The organism is Collinsella sp. CM84Y_54 (genome assembly GCF_036317945.1).
Lineage (GTDB): Bacteria > Actinomycetota > Coriobacteriia > Coriobacteriales > Coriobacteriaceae > Collinsella.
The window spans coordinates 64771-91298 of sequence record NZ_JAWQCX010000001.1 but is presented as its reverse complement, the minus strand read 5'-3'; the positions used below and the strand labels follow the sequence as shown (position 1 = coordinate 91298).

Annotated in this window: 24 protein-coding genes; 8 read left to right on the top strand and 16 right to left on the bottom strand. The window is 58.0% G+C overall.

Translation table 11 applies throughout. The annotated features are described in order from the left end of the window. Positions 1 to 7 precede the first annotated feature (7 nt). Positions 8 to 790 carry a TatD family hydrolase gene (locus V2391_RS00425; RefSeq protein WP_118081837.1) on the top strand — a complete coding sequence of 261 codons (783 nt, stop codon included), beginning with the start codon at positions 8 to 10 and terminating at the stop codon, positions 788 to 790. 279 nt (positions 791 to 1069) lie between these two features. Here V2391_RS00425 and V2391_RS00420 read toward each other — a convergent pair whose 3' ends face one another. The 8 genes from V2391_RS00420 to V2391_RS00385 all read right to left on the bottom strand — a co-directional run bounded on the left by V2391_RS00420 (position 1070) and on the right by V2391_RS00385 (position 9566). After that, the gene (locus tag V2391_RS00420) at positions 1070 to 1933 is read right to left on the bottom strand and encodes a PfkB family carbohydrate kinase (protein WP_138374647.1); all 864 of its coding nucleotides are present in this window, start codon (positions 1931 to 1933) and stop codon (positions 1070 to 1072) included. A gap of 14 nt (positions 1934 to 1947) precedes the next feature. Further along, positions 1948 to 2916 carry an SIS domain-containing protein gene (locus tag V2391_RS00415; RefSeq protein WP_329737823.1) on the bottom strand — a complete coding sequence of 323 codons (969 nt, stop codon included), beginning with the start codon at positions 2914 to 2916 and terminating at the stop codon, positions 1948 to 1950. A 62-nt stretch (positions 2917 to 2978) separates the two neighbouring features. Next, complete coding sequence (locus V2391_RS00410; RefSeq protein ID WP_117745875.1) at positions 2979 to 3830, bottom strand: sugar phosphate isomerase/epimerase family protein; 852 nt, start codon at positions 3828 to 3830, stop codon at positions 2979 to 2981. Between the two features lies 1 nt (position 3831). Continuing rightward, on the bottom strand, positions 3832 to 5415 hold the full coding sequence (locus V2391_RS00405) for an amidohydrolase (RefSeq protein ID WP_118081839.1): 1584 nt from the start codon (positions 5413 to 5415) through the stop codon (positions 3832 to 3834). Positions 5416 to 5424: 9 nt separating this feature from the next. Further along, on the bottom strand, positions 5425 to 6888 hold the full coding sequence (locus V2391_RS00400; RefSeq protein WP_329737822.1) for a YfcC family protein: 1464 nt from the start codon (positions 6886 to 6888) through the stop codon (positions 5425 to 5427). A gap of 218 nt (positions 6889 to 7106) precedes the next feature. Continuing rightward, positions 7107 to 7850 carry a GntR family transcriptional regulator gene (locus V2391_RS00395; protein ID WP_035138851.1) on the bottom strand — a complete coding sequence of 248 codons (744 nt, stop codon included), beginning with the start codon at positions 7848 to 7850 and terminating at the stop codon, positions 7107 to 7109. Positions 7851 to 8000: 150 nt separating this feature from the next. After that, complete coding sequence (locus V2391_RS00390; protein ID WP_308196326.1) at positions 8001 to 8660, bottom strand: HAD family hydrolase; 660 nt, start codon at positions 8658 to 8660, stop codon at positions 8001 to 8003. 63 nt (positions 8661 to 8723) lie between these two features. Then, complete coding sequence (locus tag V2391_RS00385) at positions 8724 to 9566, bottom strand: Cof-type HAD-IIB family hydrolase (RefSeq protein WP_329737821.1); 843 nt, start codon at positions 9564 to 9566, stop codon at positions 8724 to 8726. A gap of 489 nt (positions 9567 to 10055) precedes the next feature. Between V2391_RS00385 and V2391_RS00380 the strand changes: the two genes are divergently transcribed. The 3 genes from V2391_RS00380 (at position 10056) to V2391_RS00370 (ending at position 12924) form a co-directional block, all read left to right on the top strand. Next, positions 10056 to 10946 (top strand): hypothetical protein, encoded by an 891-nt coding sequence (locus V2391_RS00380; RefSeq protein WP_329737820.1) that lies wholly within the window; start codon positions 10056 to 10058, stop codon positions 10944 to 10946. A 63-nt stretch (positions 10947 to 11009) separates the two neighbouring features. Next, positions 11010 to 11627, top strand: coding sequence for an ATP-dependent Clp protease proteolytic subunit (locus tag V2391_RS00375; protein ID WP_022094432.1), 618 nt, complete (start codon positions 11010 to 11012; stop codon positions 11625 to 11627). Next, positions 11620 to 12924: a VirD4-like conjugal transfer protein, CD1115 family gene (locus V2391_RS00370; protein ID WP_329737819.1), complete on the top strand. Its 1305-nt coding sequence runs from the start codon at positions 11620 to 11622 to the stop codon at positions 12922 to 12924. The genes V2391_RS00375 and V2391_RS00370 overlap by 8 nt, the downstream gene beginning before the upstream one ends. Before the next feature lie 141 nt (positions 12925 to 13065). On the opposite strand, the gene pgi is transcribed toward V2391_RS00370, so the two are convergent. Together pgi and V2391_RS00360 are read right to left on the bottom strand one after the other, a co-directional pair. Next, positions 13066 to 14760: a glucose-6-phosphate isomerase gene (gene pgi, locus V2391_RS00365; protein ID WP_329737818.1), complete on the bottom strand. Its 1695-nt coding sequence runs from the start codon at positions 14758 to 14760 to the stop codon at positions 13066 to 13068. A gap of 199 nt (positions 14761 to 14959) precedes the next feature. Further along, the gene (locus tag V2391_RS00360) at positions 14960 to 15463 is read right to left on the bottom strand and encodes an iron-containing alcohol dehydrogenase (protein ID WP_329737817.1); all 504 of its coding nucleotides are present in this window, start codon (positions 15461 to 15463) and stop codon (positions 14960 to 14962) included. Between the two features lie 236 nt (positions 15464 to 15699). Between V2391_RS00360 and V2391_RS00355 the strand changes: the two genes are divergently transcribed. Then, positions 15700 to 17226, top strand: a complete 1527-nt coding sequence (locus V2391_RS00355) for a Y-family DNA polymerase (RefSeq protein WP_442877992.1) — start codon at positions 15700 to 15702, stop codon at positions 17224 to 17226. Further along, positions 17219 to 17644, top strand: a complete 426-nt coding sequence (locus tag V2391_RS00350) for a hypothetical protein (RefSeq protein WP_329737815.1) — start codon at positions 17219 to 17221, stop codon at positions 17642 to 17644. The genes V2391_RS00355 and V2391_RS00350 overlap by 8 nt, the downstream gene beginning before the upstream one ends. Here V2391_RS00350 and V2391_RS00345 read toward each other — a convergent pair. Together V2391_RS00345 and V2391_RS00340 are read right to left on the bottom strand one after the other, a co-directional pair. Continuing rightward, positions 17641 to 20166 (bottom strand): hypothetical protein, encoded by a 2526-nt coding sequence (locus V2391_RS00345; protein WP_329737814.1) that lies wholly within the window; start codon positions 20164 to 20166, stop codon positions 17641 to 17643. The two genes, V2391_RS00350 and V2391_RS00345, sit on opposite strands and share 4 nt — an antisense overlap. Before the next feature lie 273 nt (positions 20167 to 20439). Then, positions 20440 to 20823, bottom strand: coding sequence for a heavy-metal-associated domain-containing protein (locus tag V2391_RS00340; protein ID WP_329737813.1), 384 nt, complete (start codon positions 20821 to 20823; stop codon positions 20440 to 20442). A gap of 176 nt (positions 20824 to 20999) precedes the next feature. On the opposite strand from V2391_RS00340, the gene V2391_RS00335 reads away from it, so the two are divergent. Next, positions 21000 to 21704 (top strand): DUF3793 family protein, encoded by a 705-nt coding sequence (locus V2391_RS00335; RefSeq protein WP_329737812.1) that lies wholly within the window; start codon positions 21000 to 21002, stop codon positions 21702 to 21704. A gap of 46 nt (positions 21705 to 21750) precedes the next feature. Continuing rightward, complete coding sequence (locus V2391_RS00330; protein ID WP_329737811.1) at positions 21751 to 22170, top strand: flavodoxin; 420 nt, start codon at positions 21751 to 21753, stop codon at positions 22168 to 22170. Between the two features lie 117 nt (positions 22171 to 22287). Here V2391_RS00330 and V2391_RS00325 read toward each other — a convergent pair whose 3' ends face one another. From V2391_RS00325 to V2391_RS00310, 4 genes are all read right to left on the bottom strand, one after another. Continuing rightward, positions 22288 to 23040 carry an amino acid ABC transporter ATP-binding protein gene (locus V2391_RS00325; protein ID WP_117745860.1) on the bottom strand — a complete coding sequence of 251 codons (753 nt, stop codon included), beginning with the start codon at positions 23038 to 23040 and terminating at the stop codon, positions 22288 to 22290. Between the two features lie 12 nt (positions 23041 to 23052). Continuing rightward, a complete protein-coding gene (locus tag V2391_RS00320; protein WP_329737810.1) occupies positions 23053 to 24414 on the bottom strand; it encodes an ABC transporter permease subunit in 1362 nt (453 codons plus the stop codon). 118 nt (positions 24415 to 24532) lie between these two features. Next, the gene (locus V2391_RS00315; RefSeq protein ID WP_035138867.1) at positions 24533 to 25393 is read right to left on the bottom strand and encodes an ABC transporter substrate-binding protein; all 861 of its coding nucleotides are present in this window, start codon (positions 25391 to 25393) and stop codon (positions 24533 to 24535) included. A 147-nt stretch (positions 25394 to 25540) separates the two neighbouring features. After that, positions 25541 to 26407: a deoxyribonuclease IV gene (locus V2391_RS00310; protein ID WP_329737809.1), complete on the bottom strand. Its 867-nt coding sequence runs from the start codon at positions 26405 to 26407 to the stop codon at positions 25541 to 25543. Between the last annotated feature and the right edge of the window lie 121 nt (positions 26408 to 26528).

Here is a 26528-nt window from a genome sequence, read left to right as displayed (position 1 = left end):
CGCCGAGATGGAGCCCCGGTTATTTGATGCACACTGCCATCTTGATTTAATGGCTCACCCGGACGCCGTTGCCGATGAGGCAACGGCGCTGGGCTTGGGTCTATTTGATTGCGGCGTCGATCCACGCGACTTTTCGGCCGCAAACGAGCGCGCTCGTCGCCACCCGGGCATCATCGCCGGCGTTGGGCTTCACCCCTGGTGGCTCGCCGATGGCCACTGCGGTTTTGCCGAAGTCAATCTGCTTTGCGAAGTTGCTGCCCAAGAACGCTACATCGGCGAAGTCGGACTCGACTTTTCCGCGCGCTTTGCTGGAAGTGAGCCGCTACAAATACAGGCACTTAACCGGCTCTGCGATGCGCTCGTGCAGCATCCTCTTACCGGGCGCGTGATATCAATTCACGCCGTTCGTTCGGCAGGAGCCGTACTGGACGTCCTCGAATCGCATGGACTACTCATCCCAAACCCCGACTCCCCCGCTATCATCTTCCACTGGTTTAGCGGCACTTCGGACGAACTCACCCGCGCGCGTAATGCGGGCTGCTATTTTTCCGTCAACGAACGCATGCTCGCGACCAAGCGCGGTCGCGAATACGCACGACAGATTCCACTCGACCGCCTACTGCTCGAGACCGATGCGCCGGCCGAGCCAAACACAGAAACAAGCGCGCAGTCGCTCATCAGGTCGCTCACAAGGACCTCAGAACGCATCACCTCGCTCAAAAACTGCGACGCAAAGCGCATCGAGTCGATAGTTTTAACAAATGCGCGCTCTTTTTTTGACCTTCGCTAACCCCTGGTGTGCAAAAAATGCCAAATATGAGTACTGCTACCGGAATGGATACATTTCTTTTAACTTTCCAACCGCCAGAATAATCCTCGATTGTCCGCTAATTAAAGCTATTACAGTCATTCATCCTGCGTTTTCGCAAATCTTAAACCCCTCCAGACGCTCAAATCACGTCTGAAGGGGTTGATTTTGCTGCGACTAAATTAGTCACAGTACTCATATTTGGCATTTTTTGCACACGAGGTCCCGGGGAGGATCCTGCACCTCCCCGGGACCGCTCGGCTATTCGACGATTGGTGCTCCGTGGCCCCAAGAACCTTCCATGCCGCACACGGTCGAGGCAAACCCGGCAGCAAAGTCGAGCGCGCGCTCGATAGCCTCGGCGCCATCCTCTCCACGCTTGGCGGAATCGAGATAGCACATCAAAAACGAAGTGAGGAACGAGTCGCCCGCTCCCATGGTGTCCTTCATGTCCGTTACCGGTTTAGCCAGCTGGCGGTAATAACGCTCGCCGTCGTAAGCAATGCAGCCCTCGGCACCCGCCGTAGCCGACACAAAACGCGGACCCAGGCCCTTCACCCATGCCAGACGCTCGCGAATCTCGTCCTCACTCGCGGCATCCGCCGCACTAAAGAAGGCAAAATCGACGTAGGGTGCAATCTGCTCGTAGTACTCGTCGGTGGAGTCGTCCGAAAAGTCAAAAGAGACCGTGACGCCCGCAGCCTTCAGCTTGGGCAGCTCGCGCTCGGTAAAGCAATAGTTGCCCGAATGAACCACATCGAACTGCTTCATGTACGCAAGGTCAAAGCGATCGAGGACATAGCGCGCATCGCCACGGATACCGCCCTCGTTGGAGCCGAGGAAGACACGGTCACCGTCAACGACGGTCACGCGAGCCGCTCCGTTCTCGCCAATCATCTGCTCGCACTTGTCAAGCTCGACACCCTCATCCTCGAGGCTTGCAATGACATGCTCGGCAGCGGCGTCATTGCCAAAAATGCCCATGTATGCGGAACGTGCGGCACCGCATTTCTTGGCATAAACGGCGAAGTTCACCGCGTTGCCGCCAGGATACATGGTGTGGATATGCTCGTAGCGATCGACGACGTTGTCGCCAAATCCGAGCGCGTTAACGTTAAATGCCATGGCCTTTGTCCCTTCTAGTACTCGACAACACCCATATAGCGACGGAAATCGGGATCGTGATCAAACACCTTGCCGCGTGCAGCACGCAGCTCGCAGTTCATGGCGTAGAACAGCACCGGGTCCAGATAGGCACGGACGCTCGCCGGCACGGCTTCCATACCGTACTCCTTGGCATCGAGCACCATCAGCGTATCGGTATGCGTCTTAAGGAACGCCAGGGCGCGCTCGTCCATAGCACGGCACTCGCTGGAGCCCATCTGCAGGAAGTAAAAAACGCCATCCTGAGTAGCCTCGAAGGGGCCATGGAAGTACTCGGCAGAGTGGATGTAGCTGCAGTGCTGCCACTGCATCTCCATAAGAGAGCAGATAGCGAAACCGTAGGTCTGGCTAAAGTTGGGACCGCTGCCCAGAATATAGAAGAACTCGTGCTCCTGGCAAAGCTTGGCAAAACGATCGCCCAGCTCGGCATTTACCTTCTCACGTGCCGGGGGAAGAATCTTATCCATCTCGGCGATACCGGCATACATATCGGCAAGATCGGCGTAGCCCTCCTGCTGATCGAGCAGCTCGGCCGCAAGCGACAGCGAAATGCCAGCGGGGACCTCAGCCTGCGGCACGCCCTCGCCCCATGGGTAGACCCACGTGGTCCACCTGCCGGAGTCGATCTTAGATCCAGCGTTGTCGGTCTGGGCGATCACCGTAGCGCCGGCGGCAAGGGCAATCTCGCAGCCCTCAACGACCTCGGGGGTGTTGCCACTGTGGCTGCAAGCAATGACCAGGGACTTCTCGCCCAGACGACGCGGACGCATGATATCGAACTCGCGAGCCGTATAGATATACGAAGTGAAGGTGGTTGCCTCGCGCTGCAGAAGCTCGTGAGCCGGGATCAAATCGATCATGGAGCCACCACAAGCAATCCAGTAGACGCTGTCGAACTTGCCCTTCTCGGCAATTGCCTCTTTGATCAGATCGTGTGCGTTCATATCCAGTTCCTTTCTTGTTTGGGCCGCAATCAATGACGTTGGTTGCGTGGCCGATAGTTGTTTTAGTCAATCAGATATTTCTCGAATGCGGCCATGTTCTTGGCATCAGCCGCCGCCGGGTCATCGTAGTAACGACCGTCCGTGATTTCCTGGCCCAGCATGCCGTCGAAACCATGGGCGTTGAGTGTGGCAACGAAGGCGTCCATATCGTGCTTGCCATCGCCCCACACCAGATGGCCATACGGGTCACCGTCGATAAAGTGCATCTCGTGAATTGCCCCATCACCAAAGGCGGCAAACCAGTCCTCGAGCGTCTCGCCTGCAACGCCCATCGCGGTTGTATCAACCATGGGCTGTAAGTACGGGCTCGCGACCTCGTCAATCATGCGCTTCGCATCGGAAACCGTCGTCACAAGGTTGCTCTCCTCGGGACGCAGGCTTTCCATCGTGAGCACCAGACCGTGCTCGCCGGCATACTCCGCCAGAATGGACAAGTGCTCGCGGCTGCGCTTCCAGGCTTCCTCGCGGTCCTCGTCCCAGTCGCCCCAGCCCGAGTTGATGGACATACGGTCGCACCCAAGTACCTCGGCAAGCTCAATGCCGTGTTTAAAGTACGCCAGACTGCGCTGTTCATGCAGCGGCTTGCGTGCGCAGTACTGCCAAGGATAGACAACGTTCTCGGGGCACAGAGTACGATACCTAAGCCCACGGTCTGCAGCCTTTTTCGCCAGGACCTCAGCCTCAAAGTAGCCCGTATGGTCGAGCGTCACATGCGGCTCTGCGCACCACAGCTCAATGGACTCAAAGCCCAAACGCTGCTGCACATCAAGGAAGTAATCGAGCGACCACATGATGTAGTGGATATTCATGCCCGCAATCTGCTCGCGGCGCAGCGTCGGTTTGGATTCAGACATCTTATGCCTCCTTATTTCGATCGAACACGATTTGTCCGTCCGACATCGTCATATCAACCGCAAGATCGCGTGCGTCGCGATAATCGAGGTCAAACACATCCCGATCGAGCACGCAGATATCGGCAAGCTTGCCGACCTCGAGCGTACCCAGCTCGTCTTCGCGCATCAGATCGTACGCGCCCCCGGCAGTCCAAGCGCGCAAGAGCTCGACAAGCGTCAGCGTGTTGACCTCATTCACAGGCAGTCCGTCGGCGAAGAATCCGCCGCACGCGCTGTAGATTGACTCGCCCAGGCTCGGAATCAGCAGCGGCAAATCCGTTCCACAGCACACTGTGCATCCGGAATCTTCCATGCCGCGGCGATTCCAGCTGTGCAAAAGTCGCGTCTCGCCAATTTGTCGACGCATCATCGACAGGCAATCCTCGCGTCGGTCCAGCGTCAGAATCTGCGGATAGACCTCGCAAATTCCACCTAACTTGCCAAACTCGACAAGATCGGTCGGGTCAGAGTTCTCGAGATCGGTAATCGCATGGCGGCGAAGCATCCGTCCATGCTCGTCTCGAGGCAGCGAGGCATAGAGCGCCACGGTGCGACGAACGGCGCCATCGCCCTGGCAATGCAAGGAATATCGGAATCCGTCAGCATCAATTGCACGCAGCTCGTTCTCAATCAGATCCCACTCTGGCTCCTCGACGACCGTCTTGCCGGCAGCGCCCGCATCGGCCGAGTCCTCATAGGGTTCTATCATCTCGGCAAGCCCCGCCCATACGCCGCGATCGGTCATACGGTTGAAGCCAGAAAAACGAACGAACGGTCCCCGGAAGCGCTCTCGTGCCTCGCGGGCATATGCAAGATTTGCACCGGCACCCACCGGCTGCGACATCATAGAGACGCGAACCGTCAGCTCACCAGATTCCTCACGGCGAGCCATTTCGTCGGCAAAGCCGTAGTAGTCATCAAACGCCATCTCCTTGATGGCGGTAACGCCGCGTTCGTTAAGCATGCTCATGTAGTCCGAATACCCTGCACGCACCTCGGGCAGCGCGAGGAAATCGCTCATCATGCGCCAGATCTTCTCGGCATAGCACGCCTGGGGTGTGAAGCCGTATCGCGCACTGGCGGCAGCATTGAGAACACAGGTATCCGCGCCCGGTGTAAAGCAGACGACGGGGATATCGCCAAAACACTCGTCAAACACAGCTGCTGTATTTGCGTTCTCGGCATCCGATGCCAACGTTTCGGGTAGGTTGTGGCCAAAAGCCGCCGCGCAATCCGGACGATCTTCTTTCCATGCACGCAAGAGCGACACGGCCTCTTTGGCATCAGCGATGCCGGACAGATCAGGCCCCAACGTCCGCAGCGCCCAGCCTGTATAGAAGGTATGCACATCGATCAGGCCAGGCATGACGGTGCGGTCGCCCAGGTCAACTACCTCGTCCGCCTGGGTCAAATACGAAGCTAGCTCACACTTGGTGCCAACAGCCTCAATTCGATTGCCACGGACCGCTACGAAACCTTCAAACGGCAGGTCCCCCGTACCGGTAAAGACGCTCTTAGACGTCAGGACCGTCAAACGATCAGACATCACAACCACCTACGCCGGAAGCATGCCAGAGATTGCCGTTACGATCAGGCCAAAGACGACCATGAAAATGAAGAACTTCCAAATGGTCTTCCACCATTGACCAAACGAGATCTTTGCCACGGCAAGACCGGCAACCGTCATGCCCGCCACGGGACTGATGGTGTTGATGGTCTGATTAGCAAACTGGAGCGCGGTAACGGCGGCTTCGGGATTGAGGCCCATAAGCTCGGTCAGCGGACCCATGACGGGCATGGTGAGCGCCGCAAGTCCAGAGCTCGAGGGAACCAGCAAAGAGAGCAGGCCAAGGACGATATACATAAACGTGGTGTAGACGGCGGCAGGTGCACCGGCCAGTGCAGTAGCGAGCGCCTGGAGGATGGTGTCGATGATCATGCCGCCCTCGGCGATGACCAGAATACCGCGAGCGATACCGATAACGACGGCAGCGTACGCAAAGTCGGCGAGACCCTTAACGAACTCCTCTGCGATCGTCTGCTGGTCAAGGCCGCCCAGGATACCGGCAAGCAAGCCCATGCCAAGGAACACGGCGGAAATCTGATTCATGTACCAGCCCTGGGTAACAAGACCCCAGACGATAATGCCCATACCGCAAGCAAAATCGATAAGCACGAGCTTCTGACGGATAGTGAACTCTTCCTCGATGGAGGCATCGGTCACGGAAAATTCAATACGCTTGAGCTTATCGTCCTCGTACACAATGGACGACTCGGGGTTTTTCTTGACGCGCATGGCGTAGCGCATGGCCCATGCGATACCGACGGCAGTGAAGATGACCCAAGAAACGGCACGCAGCCACAGTTGCGGATTACCCTCGATGCCAATGATGCCTTGGGCGATCAAAACATTAAACGGGTCGATGGTCGAAGCACAATATCCCAGGTTAGGACCAAGGAAGCAGATGATGAATGCCGTCATCGAGTCATAACCGATACCCATCATGATGGGAATGAAGATGGCATAGAACGGCAGGGCTTCCTCAGACATACCAAACGTAGTGCCACAAATGGACAGCAACGTCATCGTGATGGGAATGATGAGGATGTCCTTGTTCTTGAGCTTTTTAATCACACGGCTCATGCCGGCATTCAAAGCGTTGGTCTTGGTGATGATCGCGAACGATCCGCCAATCAATAAGACGAACGCAACGACGTCGGCAGCCTCTTGGATACCCTTGGTGGGCGCTTGCAGAACCGCGAAGATATCCTGACCCAGATTGATGGTCTCGCCGGTCTCGGAATCGGTGTAGTTCTTATCGACCTGTTCATAGGTTCCAGCAACGGCGACTTCACGCTCGCCCGCCGCTGTCGAAATCGTCTTGCGTTGATACTGACCAGAGGGAACGATCCAAGTCAGGACCGCAAAGACAACGATCAGCAAGAACATGATCGTATAGACATGCGGTAATTTGAACTTAAAACGTCTGTTTGTCTTCTTCGCCTTCGTATCTGACATAGATACCTCCAAAGAACTCGAGACTGCATCGCATCTCGCTTCAACGTTTGCACAATGCAAACGTTCTATGACGTCCCATAGATTACCAGCAGCTTTTTCCTTCATCAAGATAATTTCAAACTGATTGCCGCAACGCGGTTGAACGGTCGCGTTTGCGCCGTGAACGGTATGGAAACGCCCGGTGAGATGATCCACCGGGCGCTTCCATTCGCAATGTCCTAGATGTCAAAAACGTAGCGAGACCCAACGATCCGCTGACGACCGATGATAAACGGCCGCCGCTGCTCATCAAAAAAGAAGGCTTCCATATAAAACAAGGGTTCGCCAACGGGAACTGCCAACAGCCGAGCGACCTCGGGCGACGCGCACGCGATCTCGAGTGTGCACGGGTCGGTAAACGCGGGCGTACGGCCCGTCCGGTTACGCACGAACTCAAAAATGGATTGGTTAGATAGAGGTGCCGTTGATAGATAGGCGTTGTCCTCGTAAACGTATATGTTGTTCTCGAGCATGACGGGGACTCCATCGGCAGTGCGCACGCGCTCAACGCAAATCAAGTCAGTTCCAACGGGAACACCAAAGAACTGTGCTTCGGTGGAATCCGCCGGCAGTATCTTTCTCGAAATGACACACGCCCCCGGTTCCATTCCGTTAACGCGGCATGCGTCCGAAAAACTCTGAACGTCATCCTTCTGGCGAATCTTGCGCTTGAGCTTGGGGGCATTGACAAACGTGCCTTTCCCCTGTCGCTTCGTTAGATAGCCCTGCTGGACGAGCTCCTCAATAGCGCGTCGCACGGTAACGCGGCCAACTTTATAGCTCTCAGCCAATTCGAATTCGTTGGGTATCCGCGCGCCTGCCTTGTAGGCGCCGGAGTTGATTTCGTTTTTAATGATATCAATGACCTGTTGGTACAGCGGTATCGCTGCTTTACCGTCAGTTAGCCCTTCAGTCGGTGGCATATACCTTCTCCCAGCACAATTTATTCTAAAACGGGCTTAAGGGCATTCAACAAGCCCTTAAGCCCGCATTAGCTTAAAGTATGCTAGGTGTCGCACCAAAATGTTGGCTATTTACTCATCAGACCCGAAAAACGCGCAACTACCGCGCTCCTAAGAAAGCGTGAGCAGCTCCGGCAGCTGGTCGATAATCTTGTCCGCGGCATCCTGGCTAAAGCCAAAGCGTTCCTCGCGCTTGGCAATAACTGTCAGGCCGGCTCGCTTGCCGGCAGTGATGCCGGGCACCGAATCCTCAACGCAGCAGCAGCGATTCGCGGGCAGCCCCAGCAGGTCCAGCGCATGCAGGTAGATGTCGGGCTCGGGCTTGCTCTCCTTAAACTGCTCGCCGCTCACCACATACTCAAAGGCATCCGACAGCCCGCACGCATTGAGCACTTCCTCGATGCTAACCATGGGAGACGAGCTGGCAAGCGCCACGCGAACGCCACGGCGCGGCAGCTCTCGAATCGTATCCACGGCGCCTGGGTTAATCAAAGCCTGATAGTCGCGCGGACGCTTATGCGCCCACTCGTCCCAACGGGCCAACGCTTCCTCGCCAGTAAAATGCCCCTTACCGGCGCGCTCAAACCAATCGACCAGCATATGCAGGAAGAACTGATGCGAGGTACCGACCTGCCCATTCAACTCCTCTTGAGTCAGGTTAAGCCCAAGCTCCTTGGCAAACGCGGCAGTCTCGCCCAGGTAGTAATACTCGGTATCGACAATGACGCCGTCCATGTCAAAGATAACGGCGTCGAACGGAAATGCGGACACGGCACCCTCCCTAACAAAAGGGCGCCTGTAAGCAGGCGCCCGAACCATGCATTATCGGCGATTCTAGCCCAGCAGCTTATCCAGCGCCACTGCAATACCATCTTCGTTGTTATTGGCGGTCACCATCTGGGCTACAGCCTTAACCTCATCGACGGCGTTGCCCATGGCAATACCGGTGCCGGCCCACTCAATCATGGACTTGTCGTTCTGGCCGTCGCCAAACGATACGACCTCACTGGCATCGATGCCGAGCTTGGGCAGGGCACCCTCGAGCGCACGGGCCTTGTCGATACCGGGCGCCGTGTACTCAAAGTACCAGTCGGCCGTAAACATGCCCGAAAGCGTCTGCTTAAAGGGCGCATACATCTCCTCGTGATGCGCTTGCAGATAGGCAGGATCGCCCGCAGTAAGTAGCTTGTCCACGGGATAAGCATCAGCGACCTCGTGCAGGCTCTCGACCTCGCGAATCTTAAGATCGCACGCGTCGCGCTCATACTTGACGATATTCTTCTGCGAGCCGTCAGGCAGCGTGATCATGCAATGGTACGAGTCCTCGACGTGCAAATCGCGACCGAGCGAAATCATAGGAATCACGTCAAAATTACGCAGGTGATCAATCAGGCGATGCAATTCGTCGGCAGGCATAGCCTGATCGAACAGCACCTCATCGGTCTGAGCGTCGACCACATGCGCGCCATTAAAGGCAACTAGCAGACCGTCATGGTTTTGAAGGTCGAGCTCCTGCGCCAAGGCGTGCAGCCCCCATGCGGGACGGCCCGAAGCCAAGATGAGCTTAATGCCCGACTCCTGCGCCGCGAGCAGCTTCTCGCGCGTACGCGGGCTGATGACCTTTTGGTCGTTGGTGAGCGTACCGTCGATATCCATCGCAATGGCTTTGATTGCCATATATGCCTCCTTGCATCGTTTTTATCGCGCACTATCTTATCCGAGCCGGGGCACGTTCGCACAGCGCGCGTATGACGGTTGCAAAACCACCCCATTTGAAACAAACGCAAAAAAGTACTTGCAAAGACGCGTTCCGACATATAAGTTGATAAAAGACCGCCGTTGCGGTTTTAAGTAGATCGAGCATATGAAGTTTGAGTTTTAGCGTGTAAGAGAAAGAAGATCGGCAAAGTACAACCCCAAACGCAATGACAACTTAATGAGGTAACTGCCACATGTGAGGCACCCCGGGCATTGCTGTCTCGATTTTGAGCACGATGCCTTCCGCCTTGCATGGGCCGTCCTATCCCGCCCCTGCAGCAACTGCCTCACGGGCACATTGAAAACCGCATAGCACCCCAACGTCAGCACATCACCCACGGCAAGCACATCACTCACGACAACCAACACATCAACAAACAGCACGAACATCAACCGATTGGAGAAGCTATGACAAACCATCACGCTGAAGACGGCGATAAGAAAAGCATTCTGGATGCCCGCATTGAGCGAGCATATGCAAACGAATATGACGCCGCCTTTGCCGCCGCGACCATCAAGAACTACGCGTCGCTACCGCTCGCGACGATCTTGGCCGACCACCCTCAACTGCTGAAGCGCTGCACAAAGATCATGGGCGACCCCGACATTCGCAAGCTGACAGACCCCTATGCCCCAAAACGCGACAACGATTCGTACGTTCTTACCGTAGGCTGCCTAGCCCATATGCTTACGGCGCTCGACACGAAACTCAAGCTCGAATGGGAACCCGACGAGCGTCATGAACTCGAAAGCAAGCGGAACACCCTGCGCACCGCACTGTTCCTTCCGTTGGACGGCCTCAAGCGCTGCAACGTCGAGCTCAATACACAGGCGCGGCAAAAGCCCGGGACCACAGGGCAGAAAACTCCGAGACCCCATGCAGCCATCGTCGACCGCAACCGATATAACCGCATGACCGCGCACTTTTCCGCCGAGGGAGCAGCCATAAGGACGCTGATCGACCTGCTGTGCCTCCTGAGCATCAACGAGCTATTTGAGGGCTATCTCGCCCTTGTTCCCGCGACGGCACCCAAGTCGGTAGCAAAGATCATCGAGACCTGCAGACGCCAGTTTGAGCGCCATCGCAATGGCAGCGAGATGAACGCCAGCATCGCGCAGTACTACGCGGCTCATTACAAAAATGACGGATGTGCCCCTGTCGAGCATCAGCTGCGGCTCGCCTACACCACGCCCGTCGCAACGCTCCATCGCTTTGGAGCCCTTGGCGCTTGCGAGCCGCACGAACAGGCAGCCTGCCCCACAACCGAGCTCGATCTCAGGCTCGGACGAACCCTGTAGCCCGCCAGCCCCTCCGCGGGCAACAATCCTATTCCACAACACAACCAACAGAAAGGAGTCCTCATGGACACCAATCATTCCCCCATCATCAGCCCCCTCACCATGCGTGAATCCGCCCGAGGTATCACGCTCACCAGCATTTACGATGAGATGCTCGCCCGTCGCGAGCTCTCCGTCATGGGAAATATCGAAACCCCGATGGCCCACGACCTATGCCAGCAGATCCGCCTGCTCGATGCCACCGACCCCAGCCGCCCCATCACCATATTTGTCGCCAGCGCCGGCGGAAGCGTGCGATCGGGTCTTGCGATCTATGACGCCATGCGCCTCGCATCGTGCCCCATCCGCACCGTCTGCCTGGAATTCGCCGCGTCCATGGGCGCCGTGATCTTTATGGGCGGCGACGATCGCCGTATGGCGCCCCATGCAGAGCTTATGATTCACGACCCGCTGATCCCCCAGGGGGCAGGCGGCTCGGCACTTGCGCTGCAGGAAACCAGCCGGCGTCTCATGCAGACCCGCAAGACCCTCACGCAAATCCTCTCGGACCGCAGCGGCCTCACGCCCAAGCGCATCCAGTCCCTCACTGCAAAAGACACCTACCTTTCGGCCGAGCGCGCCGTCGAGCTCGGCTTTGCCCACGAAATCCTCTCGACCACCAAGGAGGTCGCCCATGTCTAACCTCGTCAGCCGCCTCGCCGCATCTGAGTCCGCATCGTCCACCATCCTCGCCAAGGATCGAACGCTTTCCTGCGACACCCGCCAAACGGGACTCAACAACAATGCACTTGTGATCGGCCCCTCGGGAGCCGGCAAGACCCGAAACGTCCTCAAGCCCAACCTGCTGCAAATGAACGCAAGCTACATCGTGCTCGACACCAAAGGCACGCTCTGTCGCGAAGTGGGACCCGTGCTGGCAGCCCACGGTTACCGCGTGCAACGTCTCAACTTCGCCGACCTCAACACCGTCCCGGCCCTTGCGCCCGGCATCGAGCGCTGCGGCTACAACCCCCTGAAGCACATTCGCCGCAAGGCGGACGGCAGGCCCAACCAGCAGGACATTCTCTCGGTGGCAAAGGCCATCTGCCCCATCGAGGACAACAACCAACCCTTTTGGGATCATGCGGCGGCAAACCTGCTGTCGTGTCTTATCGCCTACGTCACCGAACAGCTACCCGCCGACGAGCAGACGATCAGCTCGGTCATCAAGCTGATCGAGCACCTGCAGGACGGTGCCACGGGTCGATTGTTTGACGACCTGATCACGACCGACCCCCAAAGCTATGCCCTCTCGCTATGGCGGCGCTACGCCATTACGCAAAATGCCGAGCGCATGCACGCGAGCATCGTCGGCATCCTTGCCGAAAAGGTCATGTGTCTGGGATTCGACGGTGCGGCACAGCTCTATCGTGAGTGCCATCAGGTGGACTTCGCTTCCATGGGACACACCCCCTGCGCCCTGTTTGTAACCGTGAGCGATATCGACCGCAATCTCGATCCGCTGACCGGCCTCTTTATTACGCAGGCGTTTATGGGCCTCATTCGCGAGGCCGATAGGCAGCCCGACGGCAGCCTGCCCGTGCCCGTGCGCTTTATGCTCGATGACTTCGCAAATCTGCAGATCCCCCAGATCGACAACGTGCTCTCGATTATCCGAAGCCGCAACATCTGGGCAACGCTGCTGCTGCAGTCGACCAACCAGCTCGATGCGCTCTATGGCGAGGCACGCGCACGCTCTATCATGGGCAACTGCGACACGCATCTGGTGCTGGCGTTCCAGGATCCCGAGAGTGCCCGGGTGTTTTCCGACCGCGCCGACGCGCTGCCCAGCACGCTCATGGCGACGCCGATTGATCGCTCGTGGCTCTTTGTACGCGGTCGCACTCCCGAACAGGTCGAGCGCTTTAGGCTCGAAGACCATCCGTTCTACGGGGAGCTGCCCGAGGCGCAGCGAGGCCATGCGGAGGCCGAGATCTAGGCGCAGGGTTCTCGCAGCGCGCGTCGCCCCGGCGATGTTCCACAAAGGCCGTGCGCCCCGGGACCACGGCAAAGCAAAGGGGCCCGTATCCTATCGGATACGGGCCCCTGACTATAAGGCGCGATGCGTTAACAGCAGCGACTACTTGCGGTGAGCGCGGTAGAACTCGATGAGCGCCTGGGTCGAAGCGTCCTGCTCGGCCTTGGCGGCGTCGTCGTGGAAGGCCGGGGTAATCTGCTTGGCAAGCTGCTTGCCCAGCTCGACGCCCCACTGGTCGTAGGAGTCGATGCCCCAGACCGTGCCCTCGACAAACGTGATGTGCTCGTACAGGGCGATGAGCTCGCCGAGTGCGAACGGGGTCAGCGTGTCGCCGAAGATCGAGGTCGTCGGGCGGTTGCCCTCAAAGCAACGGGCTGGGACGATCTGCTCGGGCGTGCCCTCGGCGCGCACCTCATCGGCCGTCTTACCAAAGGCGAGCGCCTTGGTCTGGGCCAGGAAGTTGCCCAGGAACAGCTCGTGGACATCCTGGCCGCTGTCGGTTGCGGGGTTGGCAGTGTTGGCGAAAGCGATAAAGTCGGCCGGGACCACCACGGTGCCCTGATGCAACAGCTGGTAGAAGGCGTGCTGACCGTTAGTGCCGGGCTCGCCCCAGAAAATCTCACCAGTGTCGGAGGTCACGGCGCTGCCGTCCCAGCGGACATGCTTGCCGTTGGACTCCATGGTGAGCTGCTGCAGGTAGGCCGGGAAACGGTGCAGATACTGGCAGTACGGAAGCACGGCGTGGCTCTTGGAGCCGAAGAAGTTGACGTACCAGACGTTGAGCAGGCCCATCAGCGCGACGGCGTTGTTCTCGAGCGGCGTGTTGCAGAAGTACTCGTCGATGGCATGGAAGCCCTCGAGGAACTGCTGGAAGCGCTCGGGGCCGAGGACGACGATCAGCGACAGGCCCACGGCGGAGTCGACGGAGTAGCGGCCGCCGACCCAGTTCCAGAAACCGAAGGCGTTGGCGGGGTCGATGCCGAAGGCCTCGACCTTGTCGAGTGCGGTGGAAACGGCGACGAAATGCTTGGCCACGGCCGCGGCGTTCTGCTCATCGGAACCGTCGATGGCGCCCTGAGCCTTGAGCTGCTCGAGCATCCAGGTCTTGACCTCGCGGGCGTTGGTGAGGGTCTCGAGCGTGGTGAAGGTCTTGGAGACGATGATCACGAGTGTGGTCTCGGGATCGAGGCCCTTGAGCTTCTCTGCCTGATCGTTGGGGTCGATGTTGGAGATATAGCGGCAGTCGATACCGGCGTCGGCATAGGGACGCAGGGCCTCGTAAGCCATGACCGGGCCCAGGTCGGAGCCGCCGATGCCGATAGACACCAGGTGCTCGATCTTCTTGCCGGTAACGCCCTTCCACTCACCGGAGCGCACGCGCTCGGCGAAGGCATACATGCGGTCGAGGACCTCGTGCACGTCGGCGACGACATCCTGGCCGTCGACGATGAGCTGGCCCTTCTCGGTTGCCGGGCGGCGAAGCGCGGTGTGCAGGACGGCGCGGTCCTCGGTGGTGTTGATGTGCTCGCCGGAGAACATGGCGTCGCGGCGCTCCTCGAGCTTCACCTCGCGGGCAAGATCGCACAGCAGCTTGACGGTCTCATCGGTCACCAGGTTCTTCGACAGATCGAAGTGCAGGTCACCGGCGTCAAAGCTCAGCTTGTTCACGCGCTCGGCATCGGCGGCGAACCAGGCCTTGAGGTCGATACCATCGGCCTCGAGCTTCTCCTGATGAGCCTCGAGTGCCTTCCAAGCGGCAGTCGACGTAGCATCGATAGGTGCGGCAACAGTTGCCATAGAGTCCTCCTCAGCATACGGGCGCACGCCTCCATGCACCCGGACATTCAGATGCCACTATTCTAGCGCAGGTCAAGACTACAATCAGCGAGCGTTGCCAATCGGCCCCCAAACGGCAGCCGATCAAAAAGGGACAGGCTTATTTTGGCAGGTCAAACGCTTTACCAACCAAAAATAACCCGTCCTTTTCTGGCAAATATTAGGCCGCGGCGCAGACGCTACCGAGCAACTCACGCAGAGGAGACCCGATGCCCTCCAGCAGTTCGGGCGCGATAATGGCAAAAACGGGAACCTCGCCGGTGCCCACGACAGCAGGCACCTTGCCCTCCGAGACAATGCATCCATAAGGCACAAAGCCGTCTTCGCCGGCATCGAGCGCCGCCATGCGACGCGCGAGTTCGCGCGCAAAGCCAGCAGTATCGGCATCGCCAATCGCCAAGACAAAGTCCACGCCTTCGTCGGTCGCCAGGGCCACGGCTTCGTCGATCAGCTCGTCTTCCCCGTCGCCCTCAACCGAGCCGCAGCGGAAAAGTACACGCTCGAGTAGTGCTCGATCAAGCGAGCCAAGTGCCGCCGAGACAAGCTCATCGCACGTATGCTTGTCACCGCCCAGCACGACCAGTGCCTTGGTACCACCGTAGTGAGCAACCAATCGCCCGCACCAGCGAGCCACGTCTCCATCCGCAACAAGGCGCGTCGGCATACCAAACCCATAATTGACCATCTTTCCCACAACCCTTCCGTGCGTATAGGCGATATCAATCGTTAGGCTCATGCTACGAAGCGAGGTTTTCCGGGCTGTTTCGCACTCTTTAGAGCTGCGTTAAAACCCCGATGCAGCCGCACGACCATACCTACCAAAACAAACCAGTCCCTTTTTGGCAGGTTTTGACGATGTCCGGATGAGCGGGTATTATCGAACATGTATTCGATAAGAACATGTGTTTGATGGGAGGACGCGTGGGGCACGAGCGTCACACCTATATCTGCATCGACCTTAAGACGTTTTACGCCAGCGTCGAGTGCGTCGACCGCGGACTCGACCCCCTCACTACGTGCCTGGTCGTTGCCGACGAATCGCGCGGGCGCACGACCATCTGCCTCGCCATCACACAGGCCATGAAGGACCTCGGGATACACAACCGATGCCGTCTGTTCGAGATTCCCGACGGCATCGGCTACATCAAGGCCGTACCGCGCATGCAGCACTACATGGAAGTGTCGGCGAAAATCTACGGTATCTATCTGGAATACGTGAGCCCGCAAGACATTCACGTCTACTCAATTGATGAGTGCTTTATCAACGTGACACCCTATCTGGACCTCTACCACACTAATGCCAAAGACTTTGCCTGTATGTTGCGCGATGAGGTCCTCGCGCGCACCGGCATCACGGCAACGGTTGGCATCGGCCCCAATCTATTCCAGGCCAAGGTGGCACTCGACATTACCGCCAAGCACGTACCCAGCCGCATCGGCATACTCGACGACGAGACGTTCCGCAAGGAAATCTGGCCTCACCGCCCCATCACCGACATCTGGGGCATCGGGCCCGGCGTGGCAGCGCGACTCGAAAAATACGGCGTCTACGATTTGATGGGCGTCGCGGCGCTCGACGAAAACCTGCTCTACGACGAGCTCGGCGTCAATGCCGAGTATCTTATCGACCACGCCTTTGGGCGCGAGCCGACAACTATCGCCGATATTCAGGCCTATCGCCCGCAGGTAACCTCAACAACCACGGGGCAAGTGCTATCGAAAGGCTATGCCTACGAGCAGGCCTACACCGTCTTGCGCGAGATGGTCGACAACGCCGTGTTGGACTTAGTCGATAAGCACGTGGTGTGCGACAGCATCTCGCTCTTTGTAGGCTACGCGAGCGAGCGCGCCGGCATACGCCGCCTCGACGCCAGCGGCACAGCGCAATATGTAGACGGATGCGGGCATTTGCGTTCAAGCACGTCGAGCATCGAACCCGCCGCAACCGCCGGCCCCGAGCTCGCACCCCGTGCGCCCAGGCCCGTCCAACGCGATGACGAACGGCACCGCCTGGTGCGCGAAGCACAGGCAATCGACGGCATCTTTGTGGGAGAGCACGGCGGCAAACCGCGTGGTGGCTATGCTGCGCTGTTCGCACATTCCAATGCATCCCGCAAGCTGCCCGAGCGCACCAATTCGTTTAAGAAGATCATGGGCTATTTCGATGAGCTCTGGGCGCAGACTGTCGATCCCAAACGACCGGTCAAGCGCATCAACCTGGGATTTGGCAACCTCATGCCCGAGGAATTTGCCACCATCGATCTGTTTAGCGATATTAAGGCCGATGAGCGCGAGCGCGACCTGGCGCGCGCCGTCCTGGCCGTGAAGGGCAAGTACGGCAAGAACGCGCTCGTCAAGGGATTAAGCTTCACCACCGGCGCCACCGCACGCGAACGCAACGATCAGGTAGGAGGACATCGTGCCTAAGTCCCAACAACAGCCGATGCGGCCACCGACGCCTTTTGAACGTCTAGCGGACCCCGAGGGAAGACGTCGATCCGCCGACCCCAAGCTCACCGCCAACGGCGCCGTCCGTGCCGGCCGTGCCGCGCAGTTTATGCCCTTTGCCGCCCTCACGGGATACTACGAGCTCGTACGCAAGCAGGAAATCACCGTCGAACCCAAATGCGAGCTCACAGAAGAAAAAGCCCTCGAGCTTTCGAAAAAGCTCGAGGGCCTCAAACGTGGCGACTTGGTGCGTGTCACCTATTACGATATGTACGGCTATCGTAGCCGCACGGGCATTCTCGACGAAGTGCTACCCGCGTTCAAGCTGCTCAAACTCAGGGATATCGCCATCGACTTCGACGATATCCAAGGCATTGAGCTGCGTGGTCGAGCCTAGCGACGAGAACGCTTGCGCAAGACGAGAGCAATGCCAAGCACTGCGGCAGCTGCAACCAGCAATCCCAAGACCAGCGTGAGGGTCGAGTCGCCAGCGCGAGGCAGCGAGCCGTCCTTCGGAGTCTTCTTAGCGGTCGTCGTGACGGTGGTCGTGGCGCTGCTCGACTGGTCGTTGCCGCCCGTCTGGCTGCCACCAGGCTGATCGCCGCCACCCGGCTGCGAAGGATCGGTGGGTTCCGTCGGATCCGGAGTACCGGGATCAACCGGATTCTCCGAATTCTCCTTGCGCTGGATCCAGACCTGGCAACCATAGAACGGGTTGGCGGTACCAAGGCACAGACCCTGGTTGGTCACCGCAAAGGTGCGCAGACCATGGTTATACGGATCGTTAAAGCCATTGGTCGTCAGCGTCGTAAAGTTCACGCCGTCCTCGGTCACATACATATCAAAGCCGCGCTCGGCATCGCGCAGGTAGCACATGCACGTAAGGACACTCTGCAACTTCTTGAGGTTCTCCGCACTCAGCAGCTTATCGAGCGCATCCTGAATATCACCCGGCAGCTCGGTGCCATAGGCATCCTCGTACTGCTGCTTCAGGCTCTCATAGCTATCGAGCATGTCCTGATACTGGTCGGCAAAGGACTTGAAGTACGCGATCTCGCCATCGATCTTCTGGACATAAGCTGCGTCGTCCTCAAAGTCCCGGGACATCGTCGCGGCCTGATCGCAAAGATCGCCCGTGGCATCCTCCAGCGCATCGCTTAGATCGCCAAAGCCCTTAGCAACCTCGGTCTTCTCGTCATCGACCTCGACGGCCTCGGTCTTCTCGTCATCGACCTCGACGGCCTCGTTTGAATCATCGTCCGCAAGCGTGTCCACAGGAACGATGGGGGCATCGGGCAAATTCACGTCAAGCAGGTGATCAAGCAGGTCCTTAAGGCGCTGAACCTGAGATTCCCACTCCTCGGGCGTCATATCGATAATGTCGCCATTGGAGAACTGGCCGATCGGCTCAAGCAGGCTCGCGGTATCAAAGGTACCGATATACAGCTTGCCGTCGAACTTCTGCATGCGCCAAATGTACTGGTTCTCGTTTCGGCCAAAGCCCGAAGTCAGGCCGGAAATACCGCCCTCGGGGAACATATCAGTGCGATCGCCAACGACGAGCTCCATGTTCTCGTCCTTGTCCATGCGATAGATGTTGACCGACTGCTCAAGATTGGCATTCACAAACGAGCAGTCAACGCCGCCCATGCTGCTCTTGCCGCCCTCTTCGGTGCTGGACTTGTTGAACAGGATGCGCTCGAGAGCAATCTCCTCGTCGTTGTATTCACCGATATAGAGGTAGTCGTTGTAGACGACGAGGTTGGCAGCGCCAGAACGGGTACGGGCAGGATCGATGCCAAAGCAGTACTTTGCACCGTCTGCCTTGTCGCCGACAATCGGAGTCCACGAATAGCTGCCGTCGGCGTTCTTGTCGCCACGAACCATGGCAAACGACTGCATGGAATTATCATCGGGAGCGTTCTCGGGCGTACCGGTGCAGATGGTCGCATAGAGATGGCCATTGTACGAGACCATATCCCAAATGGCGCCGCCGTAGATGCTGTCCTGATAGCGAATCGCCGGATAGTTAAACAACGTGTCCGAGTTGGCAATCTCGGTGAAGCTGTCCTGGCCCTTTGACGGGTCAGGCGACGTCAGGATTGTCGACACAAACTTACCGGCCGCGTCTTTGCCCACATTACTGATGACGAGCTGGCCATCATGGACACACATGCCGCGGATACCGGTAGAAATGCCCTGCTTGTAGGCGGCACCGTAATCCTGCATGCTCGAAAGGCCCTGATAGACAACTTTGTACTCATCCGTCTTAGGATCAATCTCATATACAGCAGGCAGACCGCTTTTGCCGCCATTGGCCCTGACGCTGCCGCAGAAATAGAGCTTGCCCTTATAGCTCACGGCATTGCGGAACAAAGGAGCGACGCCGTTGAGCGATTCAGAGAGTAGCAGCTTGGTCTCACCGGTCTTGGTATTGATCTTGACCAAGATGCCGCCGCTGTCCTTGTCGGCCGTGCCGTCCTCCTTCTGCTGTCCATAGAAGAACGTGCCGTTAAACATGGCCTCCAGCGTCAGGCGCATGGTCTCGACATCAAAGGAATCGCCCAGCGTACTGTTCATGAGCGTAAGCGTGTTGCCCATCGCCGCATAGCAGGTGCCCACATAAAGCCAGTCACCATAGCTCGCAGCCGCCCAAGTGTAGCTCTGGCCGCGATCGCCTTCGTTATTGGCCGTGTTACCGTCGGTGCCCGGGACGGCAACGACACCGTCACCCTGGTAGTCGACGATGCCATCAGGCTGCGACGTTCCTACCGAAGGATGCGAGAGTTTCTCAAAGGAATATCCATTTCCCGCATTGTAGGTAACGGCACCCGAAGTGTCTTCGGCATTCGCCGGCAACGGTGATGCCAAGATAGCGGCAAGCGCTGCCACCAAGCCAAGTGTTCCCACTCGTCTCATAAGGCTATAGCCTCCCCTGTCCTTAAGCCCAGTTTTAGCATTCATCATCTCTGTCCACGTTTAATTGCAATCTGGGCACAGCAATAATCAGCATATAAATATACACCTGTATTTTTTCTTACGGGATAGCGGATGCTCGATTGGTCACGAATTCCGCGCGAACCGTCACCAAACTCCACTTTCGCCGCATCCGCGAGTTGTTTTTTGCGCAAATTTTAGGACGTCGATAGCCCCAATGGGGAGGAGGCCGGTACTCATTGGAGAGGGCAGCATCTACATTTTCATAACGAAATAGCCCGCGTCTCTCACCGCCGTCTCGAGTGCCTCGCGGTCAATCGGGCGCTTCGAACGCACGCGTGCCGTGTGGTCCGCATACGTCACCGTTGCCCACACGCCATCCAGCGCATTGAGAGCATTGACTACGTTCTGAGCGCACCCGTCGCAGCTCATGCCGCCGATAAGCAGCTCATCGTGGTAGGGATAGTGAGACTCATCGGCATCGGCCACCACAACCTTCTTGGCCTTCTTGCAACTCGCGCCATCACTACAGCAGCTCTTTCCGCGTGTCGATACGGCAATACGACGCACACCAAAGAACATGCCGAGTGCGATCACGGCAAGCACGATGATATTTGCAGGGCTGATCAAGTCGTCCATGCGATCCCCTTTCTCCAAACTCTTATACCTATACCCCCATGGGGTGTTCCCATCTTACTCCAAACTCGTGTCGGTTCGGTCAATTAGTTTCCCTCTTCAAACTTTTTAGTTGACCAAGGCTTACTTTCGTGTATAAGTTTTCCTAGGCTAACAACTGAGGACCCGAAAGGAGCATCGTGACTCGAACCATTGACATCCCAACATACCAAACGGCTGTCGTACGCAACTGCTCCTCTACGCTCGCAGGTATCAAGCCGGCATCGCTCTTTACCTATCCCGGCGTTTACGCCAACCAAAACGGAAAACCTAGCGCCGCCCATATCGAAGATCGACGCTCTCGCCTGCTCGCCGTCATAGCCCAATGCAACCGCGAGCTCCGGCCACTCGGGATCCATATGAGCGTTTTGGTCTGGCGCCCCTGCGGAGCGCTCATCTATGTGTACCGCCCTGCGGACCTCATGCGATACCTCTCCGACCCCCGCGCCACGACGGCGCTTGCAGCCGAAGGTTACGATGTCCACAACCTGCCCGCATCCCTGGTGCATCTCGCCGCGCGCATCACGCTGGCAAGCAGCAATGCCGCAGAAAGCGCCTATGACGGCAGCGTCTGCGCATTCGCGCGAAATAGGCACTGCGATACGGGATGCACGTGCGAGTTCCCCCACGAAATTGGCTATTTTTTGGGCTATCCCTACGAAGATGTCCATCAGTTTATCGTCCAGCACGGCGAAAACTATAAGGTCTTTGGCGCATGGAAGGTATACACAAACGTTGAGCAGGCGCTCACGACCTTCGATTCCTATCGCGCATGCACGCAATACCTTACCTACATCTATCAACGGGGCTGCACCCTGGGACAACTTGTCCAGGCAACCCGATAGTGCATACAAAACGCGGCCGCACGCCGCACAACCGAAAGGACTCAACATGAGCAAGATCGCCGTCGTCTATTGGAGCGGCACGGGCAACACCGAGGCCATGGCAAACCTCGTTGCCGAGGGCACCACGTCCGCGGGCGCCGAGGCCGAAGTCATCCCCTGCGCCGACTTCTCTGCCGACAGGGCCGCCGACTATGATGCCTTCGCCTTCGGTTGCCCCGCCATGGGCTCCGAGGAGCTTGAATACGATGAGTTCCAACCGATGTGGGACGAAGTCAAGGAAACCCTCGGCGACAAGAAGGTCGTCCTCTTTGGCTCTTATTCGTGGGCCGAGGGCGAGTGGATGGACAACTGGAAGGCCGATGCCGACGAGGCAGGTGTCAACGTCGTCGATTCCGTCATTTGCTACGACGCCCCCGACGATGAGGGCGAGGCGGCCTGCCGCGCCCTTGGAGCTGAGCTCGCCTAGCGGCAATGAGCTCCGCCCGTAACGCGCTCTGCACCAAAACACATTCGCGTCCCAACAAAAACGGGAGCCGGATCACATCCGGCTCCCGTTTTCTGCTATGTCAGTCATATAAAGCGGCTACGAGATATTGCCCAAAAACGCCTTGGTGCGTTCGCTCTTAGGATGGTCGAAGACCTCGCTCGGCGTGCCATCCTCCACGATAACGCCGCCGTCCATAAAGACGACGCGGTCGGCGACGTCGCGGGCAAAGCCCATCTCGTGCGTCACCACGATCATGGTCATACCGTCATGCGCAAGATCGCGCATGACGCCCAATACATCGCGGACAAGCTCAGGATCGAGCGCCGACGTGGCCTCGTCAAAGAGCATCACGTGCGGATTCATCGACAGGGCGCGGGCGATGGCCACGCGCTGCTGCTGACCGCCCGAAAGCTGACTCGGCATAAAATCGATGCGCTCGGCCAGGCCGACCTTGGTCAGCTCCTCGATGGCAATCTTCTCGGCCTCTTCCTTGCTGCGCTTGAGCACCTTTTGCTGCGCAAGCATGACGTTCTTTTTGACCGACAGGTGCGGGAACAAGTTGAACTGCTGAAACACCATGCCCAAGTGCGTACGCACCTTATTGAGGTCAACGCCCTTGGCGCACACATCCACGCCCTCGACGACAATCGAACCACTCGTGGGCTCCTCGAGACGGTTAATGCAGCGAAGCATCGTCGACTTGCCCGAACCCGAAGGGCCCAGGACTACGACGACCTCGCCCTTGTGCACATCAAGGTCGATGTCGCGCAGGACCACGTTATCGCCAAAGGCCTTCTGGAGATTCTTGATGCTGACGACGACCTCGTTCGAGTTATTGGTTTCGCTCATAATAGAACCTCCTTACAGACCAGCGATATGGTCGGCGGGCGTCGCGACAACCTGTCCGGCGCTCTTGGTGGGACGCTTCTTTTTGGTTTCGGCCGTACCCAGCAGCCTCGCCTCAAGACCGCTCACCAAGCGCGCAAGCGGCAGGGTAATGACCAGATAGAACAGGGCGGCAACCACATACGGCGTAATGGAGCCCGTTGTTGCCACGATGGTGCGGGCGTTCATGACGATCTCGACCACGCCCACGGCGGCAAGCAGCGACGTATCCTTGTAAAGCAGGATAAACTCGCTGGTCAGCGTAGGCAGGACATTGCGGAACGTCTGCGGAATCATAACGTAGAGCAGCGTCTGGAAGGCATTCATGCCCAGCGAGCGAGCAGCCTCGTTTTGACCCTTGGGGATCGACTGAATACCGGCACGGAAGATCTCGCACAGGTACGCAGACGAGTTCATGGCCATGACGATAACGCCCAAGACGTAGTCGTCAACCTTGACACCGGCAAGCGGCAGGCCAAAGAACGCAATGTAGATCTGCAGGAACGCCGGCGTGCCGCGGATGATATTCACATAGATGCCGGCAAGACAACGAAGGATGCGCGACTTGGAAATGCGCATGAGCGACAGCGCAAAGCCAAAGGGAATGGCCAACGGAAATGCCACGAGCACGATCGAGAGCGACATAAGGAAGCCCTTAAAGACGATCGGCAGGCTCTGGACCAAAATGACCGGGTTCAGGAACAGGCGAAGGAACATGTTGGAATTCCATGCCTCGACCCACGGCTGTTCCTTAAGGTCGGCCAGGAAGTTATCGAATGCCGTCACGCCCTTAATCTCGACGGAAGGAATCTTGGAAATCTTCTTGGTCGAACCGTCGGCAAGCGTATAGGTGCCGCTAAAGGCCTCATCGCCGCCCTCGACGGGAAACGTCACGCCGTAAACCTCGACACGGAAAAAGCCGCCGGCAGGCGCCGTCTCGCCAAAGTCAATCTTGAGCGTCTGGCCGTCAGCCTTGCACGTGGGCTTCATGGGCGTACGATCCATGAGGTCCTCGCCCGAGAGCATCGTCAATCGCGTGTCATCGGTACCAAACGTCGTGCCGTCGACAAACGTCAGCGAAAGACCGCTCAGCTCCTCATCGGCATCGGCTTGGACCTCCCAGGTAACGCGCGTCTCGGTACCGCCGACCACAGCGCTGCCCGAACCGGTGTTGGGTCGGGCGGTAATCTTTGCGGTCTCAAGCGCCTGGGCGGTCGTGGGCGCATATGCCCCCGCGCAAACCAGCGCGAGCGCCACGGCCATGACGCAGACTAGCTTTTGGAGCAAGGCGGGCAGTGGAAAATGCTGCTCCGCGGCCCCTTTGTTCAGTCGAGACAAGGTGGCTCCTATCGTAGAAGTTGCCGGCAAAACGAGACGGAAATGCTCTCCGTCAAGAGAAGCGCAAAGGCCCTCTCCGCCAAAACGGAAAGGGCCCGCGCGCAATCAAGTAGTTATTTTACTTGATGTTGTACTTAGCCATGAGGGCGTCAACGGTACCGTCATCGGTCAGGTCCTTGATGGCCTGGTTGATGTCGTCCTTGAGCTTGGTGTTGCCCTGGTTGATGGCGATGGCGTACTCCTCGCCGGTGCTGATCTGCTTAATGGTCTGACAGGTGTTGAACTGCTCGGCGGTCAGCTGGCTAGCAACGGAGCGGTTGGTGACTACGGCGTCGCCCTTATCGGACTGCAGGGCGCTGAAGCACTCGGTGGCGTCCTTGTAGGGGACAATCTTGGCCTTGGGGAAGTTCTCCTGGGCAAAGGACTCGGCGGTCGAGCCAGACTGGACGATGATGGTAGCGTCAGCGTTATTGAGCTTCTCGCTGTAGTTATCGGCCGTGATGTCGGTGTTATCGACCTTGGTCACGATAGCCTGATCGTCCATGTAGTAGGAATCGGAGAAAGTGACTTCCTTCTCACGCTCGGGCGTGTCGGTGATAGCCGCGATGGAGACGTCATACTTGGCGCCCGAAGCGACGCCCGGAACCAGCGTGTCAAAGTCGTTATTGACGTACTCGACATCCAGGCCCAGCTTGTCGCCGATGGCCTTGATGAGCTCAAGGTCAAAGCCCTGATAATCGCCGTTGTCATCCTTGTACTCAAACGGAGCGTACTCGGCAGAGGTGCCGACGGTCAGCGTACCGTCCTTGACGAGCGCGTACTCCTTGGAGCCGTCGACCTTCTCGACCTTAGCGTCGTCAGAGCTGCTAGAACCGGCATCAGAGCCAGAGGTGGCGTTGGACGAGCCGCAGCCCGTCAGAGCGAGGGCGAGCGCCATAGCACCCGTGGCGGCAAATGCGCCAAGCTTCTTCAGCTTCATAATCAGTCTCCTTCCAATGACCCCATGTGATTCAGAGGTCTGCAAAAACTGAGGGTTATTATGCACCCGCTTGGAAGAATCTGCAATTAGAAAACTGATTGAAACAAACCCATAACGTGAATGGAGCACTCCACTTTATGGCAGCCATTACTGCTGCAAGGACCTTAACAGTTTGATTTCAGCCGCATAACCTGCAAGTTCGTTCGGTGTCTCCAAAATGAATGGCAAGGCGCGCAAGCGGCCATTCGATACAATATTCTGCATAACCTGCATACCGCCGCCAAACTCTTCACTACCCAGGTAGCCCTTGCCGATGCACTCGTGGCGATCCTTATGGGCGCCGCAAGGGTTCTTGGAGTCATTGATATGCACGGCGCGCAGGCGCTCGATACCCACCACACGATCGAACTCGTCGAGCACACCGTCAAGATCGTGGACGATGTCATAGCCGGCATCATTCACATGGCAGGTGTCCAGGCAAACGCCCAACTTGGCCGACAGCTCGGGGCGTTTGTCGGCAACGCCCTCGATGATGAGCGCCAGCTCCTCGAAGCTGCGGCCCACCTCGGTGCCCTTGCCGGCCATAGTCTCGAGCAGCACCGTCGTCTGCTGACCCTCAAACATCACCTGACACAGGGTGTCGACGATCATCTGAATGCCGGCGTCGGAGCCCTGCCCCACATGCGCACCGGGATGGAAGTTGTAGTAGTTGCCGGGCAGCGCTTCCATGCGACGCAGGTCCTCTGCCATGGCCTCCAGGGCAAACTCGCGCGCCCGCTCTTTGGCCGAGCAGGGGTTATAGGTATACGGGGCATGAGCCACGAGCGGGCCAAAGTCGTTTTGCCCCATAAGCTCGCGCAGGGCCGCCACGTCATCCATGTCAAGGTCTTTCGCCTTGCCGCCGCGCGGGTTGCGCGTAAAGAATGCAAAGGTATTGGCGCCAATGGACAGCGCCGTCTCCCCCATTGCCCGATAGCCCTTCGTCGTCGAAAGATGACACCCGATCGTCAGCATCTCCAGCTCCCCCTCATCAGTTGCGGTGAAATAGTTCCTGTCGATGCCCTATTCTGCCGCAAACAGGAACTATTCCACCACAAGTTATAAAAGGGGCATCAGAGATGCGGGCCACCAAGCA